This window comes from Nitrospirota bacterium (assembly GCA_023229435.1).
In the GTDB taxonomy this organism is placed as follows: Bacteria; Nitrospirota; UBA9217; order UBA9217; family UBA9217; genus JALNZF01.
Map to the genome: position 1 here is coordinate 20,298 of JALNZF010000033.1, position 7,561 is coordinate 27,858.

Genomic DNA, 7,561 nt, shown 5'->3' on the forward strand with positions numbered 1-7,561 from the left:
TATTGGATTTAGCGCTTTTGCACACGGAGGTTCACTGTGGAAGACAAACACATGTACGATAATAAAACCAGAACGGATGTCATGAACTTATTCGAAAAACCGAAAGACATCAGTTTTGATGCCATGCGGATCAAGATCGCCTCGCCCGAGCGGATCAAGGAATGGTCCTATGGCGAGGTGAAGAAGCCGGAGACCATCAACTACCGTTCGTTCAAGCCGGAGCGGGACGGCCTGTTCTGCGCCAAGATTTTCGGCCCCATCAAGGACTGGGAGTGTCTCTGCGGCAAATATAAACGCATGAAGCATCGCGGCATCGTCTGCGACAAGTGCGGCGTCGAGGTGATCCAGTCCAAGGTGCGGCGCGAGCGCATGGGTCACATCGAGCTCTCTTCGCCGGTTGCTCACATCTGGTTTCTCAAGGGTCTTCCGAGCCGCATCGGCACGCTCCTCGACATGACGCTCCGGGCGCTTGAGAAGGTGCTCTATTTCGAAGGCTACGTAGTGATCGACGGCGGTGATACTCCGCTCAAAAACAAGGAGCTCCTGACAGAGGAAAAATTCCGCAAGGCACTGCTTGAGTACGGTTCCAATGCCTTTAAAGCGGGCATGGGCGCTGAAGCGATCCGAGAGATGCTGAAGGCAATCGATCTTGAAGGTGAATCCGAAGAGATCCGCAAGAAGATCGAGACGGCCACCTCCATGGCCACCAAAAAGAAACTGACGAAGCGGTTGAAAGTGATCGAGGCGTTCCGCAAGTCGGGCAACAAGCCGGAATGGATGATCCTCGATGTAATTCCCGTGATACCGCCGGAATTGCGTCCTCTCGTGCCTCTTGAGGGCGGCCGGTTTGCCACCTCGGATCTGAACGATCTCTACCGCAGGGTCATTAACCGGAACAACAGGCTGCACCGGCTCGAGGAGCTCAAGGCCCCCTCCGTCATTATCCGGAATGAGAAACGGATGCTGCAGGAAGCGGTTGACGCGCTCTTTGACAATGGCAGGCGCGGACGGGTGCTTCGCGGACCAAACAAGCGTCCGCTCAAGTCCCTCTCAGACATGCTGAAGGGCAAACAGGGTCGGTTCCGGCAGAACCTGCTCGGAAAGCGCGTGGACTACTCCGGGCGTTCTGTGATTGTTGTCGGACCGGACCTCAAGCTGCACCAGTGCGGTTTGCCGAAGAAAATGGCGCTTGAACTGTTCAAGCCTTTTATTTTCAATAAGCTCGAAGAAAAGGGCTACGCCACGACCATCAAGAGCGCCAAGAAAATGATCGAACGCGAGCGGCCCGAGGTATGGGACGTGCTCGAAGAAGTGATCCAGGAACATCCTGTTCTTTTGAACCGCGCCCCTACGCTCCATCGGCTCGGCATCCAGGCATTTGATCCCGTGCTCGTCGAGGGCAAGGCCATCCGTCTCCACCCGCTCGTATGCGCTGCTTTTAACGCGGATTTCGACGGTGACCAGATGGCGGTCCATATCCCGCTCTCGGTCGAGGCGCAACTGGAGGCGCGGGTGCTCATGCTCTCGATCAATAACGTCCTCTCACCGGCGAACGGGAGACCCATAACGGTCCCGTCGCAGGATATCGTGCTTGGCTGCTACTATCTTACTAAGTCCCGTTCCGGTGCTCTTGGAGAGGGGAAGATATTCTCCGGCAGGGATGAGGTCCGTATCGCTTATGACCAGCGCATGGCCGATATCCATGCGCGAGTCAGGGTACGCATCAACGGCAAGATCGAAGAGACCACCATTGGCAGGGTACTGTTCAGCGATATCCTGCCGGAAGGCATGCCCTTTTCCTCTGTGAACAGGGACATGAACAAAAAGGAACTCGCGAAGTTGATCGATGAGTGTTTCCGCAAGCTCGGGCTGCGCCGCACGGTGGTTCTGATCGACGACCTCAAAGAGATCGGTTTCAAGTATGCCACGCGCGCCGGCATTTCCATCTGCATTTCCGATATGCACATCCCGAGCAAAAAACAGAAGTTCATTGACCAAGCGCAAAAAGAGGTGATGGAGATCCATCACCAGTATACAGAAGGCCTTATCACGAACGGTGAACGTTACAATAAGGAAATCGACATCTGGGCGAACGTGACCGAGAAGATCGCCGACGAAATGATGGCAGAGCTCGGCATGGAAGCGGTCGAGATCGGGACCGCCAAGAAATCGGAGCTTCAGGAGGCACGGTCGTTCAACAATATCTTCATGATGGCCGACTCTGGAGCGCGCGGCAGCACGCAGCAGATCAGGCAGCTTGCGGGTATGCGCGGACTCATGGCTAAGCCGTCGGGTGAGATCATTGAAACGCCGATCACCGCGAATTTCCGCGAGGGGTTGACGGTGCTTCAGTACTTCATCTCGACGCACGGCGCGCGCAAAGGTCTTGCGGATACCGCGCTCAAGACGGCGAACTCCGGATACCTCACGCGCAGGCTCGTTGATGTTTCGCAGGACGTGATCATCACCCAGGATGACTGCGGCACGACCGACGGCATTCTCGTCGGGTCGCTCGTCGAGGGCGGAGAGATCATCGAACCATTGTCGGAGCGTCTGCTCGGACGCGTTGCCGCTGAAGACATCAAAGATCCGATCACCAAAGAGGTGATCGTCGGCATGCGCAGAGAAATCAATGAAGAACTCGTCAAGCGGATCGACGAGTCCGGCATCGACCGCGTTAAGATCCGTTCGGTGCTCACGTGCCAGTCCTTGCGCGGCGTGTGCAAGCTGTGCTATGGACGGGATCTCAGCCGCGGCAAGCTCGTGGACATCGGCGAGGCCATCGGCATTGTTGCCGCGCAGTCCATCGGCGAGCCGGGAACGCAGCTCACCATGCGGACGTTTCATATCGGCGGTACGGCGAGCAAGGTGGTTGAGCAGACCGTGCTCGAGGCGAAGAACGCCGGCACTATGAAATACCTCAACCTGAACACGGTGAAGAATAAAGAAGGCGATTACGTGGCCATGTCCCGGAATGGCAGCATTGCAATTTACGACGAGACAGGCCGCGAGAAGGAAAAGTACGCGGTCATCTATGGCGCCCGGATCAAGGTCCAGGATGGCCACAAAGTTGAAGTGGCCCAGAAACTCGTGGAGTGGGACCCCTACTCACTGCCCATTCTTACCGAGATCGGTGGAAAGATCGCCTTCGGAGATATCATCGAAGGAGTTACCATGCGCGAAGAGGTTGACGAGATTACCGGCCTGTCGCGCAAGGTGATCATTGATTACCCGAACCAGAACCTGAGACCGCGTATTTCGATCAAAGACCCGCATGGCAAGACCGCAAAATTACCGGGCTCCAATGTCGTGGCGCGTTACCTGTTGCCCGCGGGAGCGCATATCCTGGTCGATAAGAACGCGGAGATTTTCCCGGGAGATATCCTGGTCAAGATCCCCCGTGAGACCACCAAGACCAAGGACATCACGGGCGGTCTTCCGCGAGTGGCGGAACTGTTCGAGGCGCGGAAGCCCAAGGAGCAGGCTATCATCAGTGAGATCGACGGCACCATTGAGTTCGGCGGATTCGTAAAAGGCATGCGCCGCATCCTTGTCAAGGACGGGATGGGAAATGAGAAGGAATATCTGATACCCAAGGGTAAACACGTAAACGTGCACGAGGGAGACTGGGTCACTGCCGGTGAGCCTCTGATGGACGGCCCGGTTGACCCCCACGATATCCTGAGCGTGCTCGGTCCACGAGAGCTCCAGAAGTACCTTGTGGACGAGGTGCAGCAGGTTTACCGTCTCCAGGGCGTGAGCATCAACGACAAGCACATTGAGGTCATCGTTCGCCAGATGTTGCGCAAAGTCAGGATCGAGGAAGCGGGAGACGCACCATTCCTTATCGGGGAACAGGTGGATCGATTTACCTTTGCCAGAGAAAACGAGGCTGTGATTGCCAAGGGCGGTATTCCGGCAACAGCGCGACCGATCCTCCTCGGCATTACCAAGGCATCGCTTACCACCGACAGCTTTATTTCCGCCGCATCCTTCCAGGAAACAACACGCGTGCTCACAGAAGCAGCGATTACAGGGGCTGTGGACGATCTCGTCGGTCTGAAAGAAAACGTGATCATGGGAAGGCTGATTCCAGCGGGAACCGGCATGACGGAATATCGGAACACCTATGTTGTTGTAGAGGAAGAGGTTTCCCAGCCAACAGAGTAAGGCTGAGGTAAAATCATTAAGCGGAGATTTGGATAGCGCGGAGACGAGGAAAGCGGCATTTTTTAGCATTGTCGGACCTGTGAGTAAACATAACATGCGCCCGCTAAAAAAAAACTTGACAATATGCTCATGTGACAGTATAATCATCAGGTTTTGACTCAACGTTTTTAAAAATATGCTATCCCTGTGATTATAAGGAGTAATTCTCGTGCCGACCATTAGTCAACTTGTGAGAAAAGGCAGAACACTGGCTGCCATAAAGACCAAGAGTCCTGCGCTCAGAAGCTGCCCTCAGAAGAGGGGTGTTTGCATCAGGGTATATACCACGACTCCGAAGAAGCCGAACTCGGCTCTCCGGAAGGTTGCGAGGGTCAGGCTCACGAACGGGATGGAAGTGACCACCTACATTCCTGGAGTTGGGCACAACCTGCAGGAGCACTCCATCGTGCTTATCCGAGGAGGAAGAGTGAAGGATCTCCCGGGTGTGCGCTATCACATAGTGAGAGGTACGCTGGATACCGTCGGAGTTGCAAATCGTAAGCAGGGCCGATCCAAGTACGGAGCGAAGCGGCCCAAATAGCAGTGGCAGCTTAATTGGCGCGCTGAAAGGCGCCACATGTAAAAGAGAAGGAACACCATATTATGCCGAGAAAAAGTGTCGTTGTAAAAAGAGAATCATTGCCCGATCCAAAATATCACAGCCAGATGCTTGCGAAGTTTGTGAACGTGCTCATGCGCAAGGGCAAGAAGAGCACGGCAGAGGCTATTTGTTACAAGGCGCTCGATAGAATTCAGCAAAAAACAAACGGCGATCCGATCGCCATTTTTAAGAAGGCAATAGACAATTTAAAGCCTACGCTTGAAGTGAAGTCGCGACGGGTGGGTGGCGCCTCGTACCAGGTGCCGATCGAGGTGAAGCAGCCGCGCAAGATGTCGCTTGCATACCGCTGGCTCAGGCTCTATGCGTCACAGCGGCCTGAGAAGTCCATGGTAGACAAACTTGCCGGAGAGATCCTGGATGCATCGAACAATACTGGTGCAGCAGTAAAAAAGAAAGAAGACATCCACCGTATGGCAGATGCAAATAAGGCATTTGCCCACTATCGCTGGTAAGGTTTTGTTTCTGCAGAGAAGCGGAGGATGTTGTGGCTAGGCAGTATTCACTCGAAAATACACGCAATATCGGTATTATGGCGCACATCGACGCCGGTAAAACGACGACGACCGAGCGCATACTTTATTATACCGGTGTTTCCTATAAAATCGGCGAAGTGCACGATGGTACCGCAGTCATGGACTGGATGGTACAGGAGCAGGAGCGTGGTATAACCATCACCTCGGCCGCGACGACGTGCTTTTGGCGGGACAAACGCATCAATATCATTGATACTCCCGGCCATGTGGACTTTACCATCGAGGTCGAGCGTTCTCTCCGCGTGCTTGACGGTGCAGTTGCGGCATTCGATTCGGTGAGCGGCGTTGAACCCCAATCCGAGACGGTGTGGCGCCAGGCCGATAAGTATCAAGTTCCGCGTCTTGCGTTCATGAACAAGATGGACCGTATCGGCGCGGACTTTTATATGAGCGTCCAGAGCATGATCGACCGGCTCGGCGCAAACCCGGTGCCGATTCAGATCCCCATCGGCGCAGAGGACAAGTTTCGCGGATGCATTGACCTGGTCAAGATGAAGGCCGTCCTGTTCAACGACGAGACCCTCGGTGCCAAATATACTGTTGATGAAATCCCGGCAGACCTTCTGTCCAAGGCAAAAGAGTACCGGGATAAAATGATCGAGAAGATTGCCGACGCTGACGACACGGTGATGGAGAAGTTCCTGAACGGTGAGCAGCCTACGGAAGCAGAGATCATGGCCGCGATCCGCAAGGGAACGATTGCCATGAGCCTCTTTCCGGTCATCTGCGGATCGGCGTTCAAGAACAAGGGAGTGCAGCTGTTGCTCGATGCGGTAGTGGACTATCTCCCGTCACCGCTGGACATCCCTCCGGTAACAGGCATCGGCCCCAAGGGCGAGGAAGTGGTTCGCACTGCTTCCGACAGCGAGCCTTTTGCCGGCATAGCATTCAAGATCATGACCGATCCCTTTGTGGGCCAGCTTACGTTCATCCGGGTCTATTCCGGGACGCTGACATCCGGGTCGTATGTGTACAACTCTTCCAAGGGAACGAGGGAGCGAGTCGGCAGGCTGCTAAAAATGCACGCGAACAAGCGTGAAGAGATAGAGCAGATCTACTCCGGAGACATCTGTGCTGCGGTAGGACTCAAGAGCACGCTTACGGGTCATACGCTCTGCGATGAAAATAAACCGGTTATTTTGGAAGCCATGGTCTTCCCTGAGCCGGTCATCCATGTGGCTGTTGAGCCCAAGACCAAGGCAGACCAGGAAAAGTTGGGTTTCTCGCTCCAGAAGCTCATGCAGGAAGATCCGTCGTTCCGCGTGAGGACAGACCAGGAGACCGGGCAGGTCATCATCTCGGGCATGGGAGAGCTTCATCTGGAAATCATTGTTGACCGTCTGTTACGCGAGTTCAAAGTCGACGCGAATGTTGGCAAACCTCAGGTGGCGTACCGGGAAACGATTCGCAAGAAGGTAACAGCAGAAGGCAAATATATTCGTCAGACCGGCGGCCGTGGTCAGTACGGGCACGCCGTGCTCGAACTGGAACCGCAGGAGCCGGGCAAGGGATTCGAGTTTGTGAATAAAACTGTCGGTGGATCGGTTCCCAAGGAATACGTTATGCCGATACAGAAGGGCATCGTAGAGGCCATGGAGAACGGTGTAATTGCCGGCTATCCCATGGTTGACATAAAGGCCACCCTTGTCGATGGGTCCTACCATGATGTTGACTCATCGGAAATGGCCTTTAAGATCGCCGGTTCCATGGCCTTTAAAGAAGGTGCGAACAAGGCTTCGCCGGCATTGCTTGAGCCGATCATGGCTGTTGAGGTTGTTTGTGCCGAGGAGTACATGGGCGATATCATCGGCGATCTTAGTTCCCGCCGCGGCCGCGTACAGGGCATGAACATGAGGGGTGCCGGCAGGGTTATCACGGCGCAGGTGCCGCTGTCCGAGATGTTCGGTTATTCCACCGATATCCGGTCAAAGACGCAGGGCAGGGCCACCTATACCATGCAGTTCGCTCACTACGAAGAGGTTCCTAAAAATATTTCAGAACAGATTATTGCAAAGGTAAAGGGTGAGACAGTTAAGACCAGGTAATTTCATCCTTTCGGTTTTTATTTTTTTCACTTCTTGATCAGGAGGCGGACAGCATGGCAAAGGCAAAGTTTGAGAGGACAAAACCGCATGTGAACGTGGGCACGATCGGCCATGTGGACCACGGCAAGACGACCTTGACGGCGGCCATTACG

5 protein-coding genes are annotated in these 7,561 nt (G+C 54.6%); all 5 read left to right on the forward strand.

Annotated elements, in window-relative coordinates; all coding sequences use genetic code 11:
- Positions 1-51 precede the first annotated feature (51 nt).
- The gene (rpoC, locus tag M0R70_15000) at positions 52-4,170 is read left to right on the forward strand and encodes a DNA-directed RNA polymerase subunit beta' (GenBank protein MCK9420670.1); all 4,119 of its coding nucleotides are present in this window, start codon (positions 52-54) and stop codon (positions 4,168-4,170) included.
- A 208-nt stretch (positions 4,171-4,378) separates the two neighbouring features.
- A complete protein-coding gene (gene rpsL / locus M0R70_15005) occupies positions 4,379-4,750 on the forward strand; it encodes a 30S ribosomal protein S12 (GenBank protein ID MCK9420671.1) in 372 nt (123 codons plus the stop codon).
- A 62-nt stretch (positions 4,751-4,812) separates the two neighbouring features.
- Positions 4,813-5,283, forward strand: coding sequence for a 30S ribosomal protein S7 (rpsG, locus tag M0R70_15010; GenBank protein ID MCK9420672.1), 471 nt, complete (start codon positions 4,813-4,815; stop codon positions 5,281-5,283).
- A 32-nt stretch (positions 5,284-5,315) separates the two neighbouring features.
- On the forward strand, positions 5,316-7,409 hold the full coding sequence (gene fusA / locus M0R70_15015; protein MCK9420673.1) for an elongation factor G: 2,094 nt from the start codon (positions 5,316-5,318) through the stop codon (positions 7,407-7,409).
- A gap of 53 nt (positions 7,410-7,462) precedes the next feature.
- On the forward strand, positions 7,463-7,561 hold a 99-nt coding region (locus M0R70_15020), incomplete at its 3' end, for a GTP-binding protein (GenBank protein ID MCK9420674.1).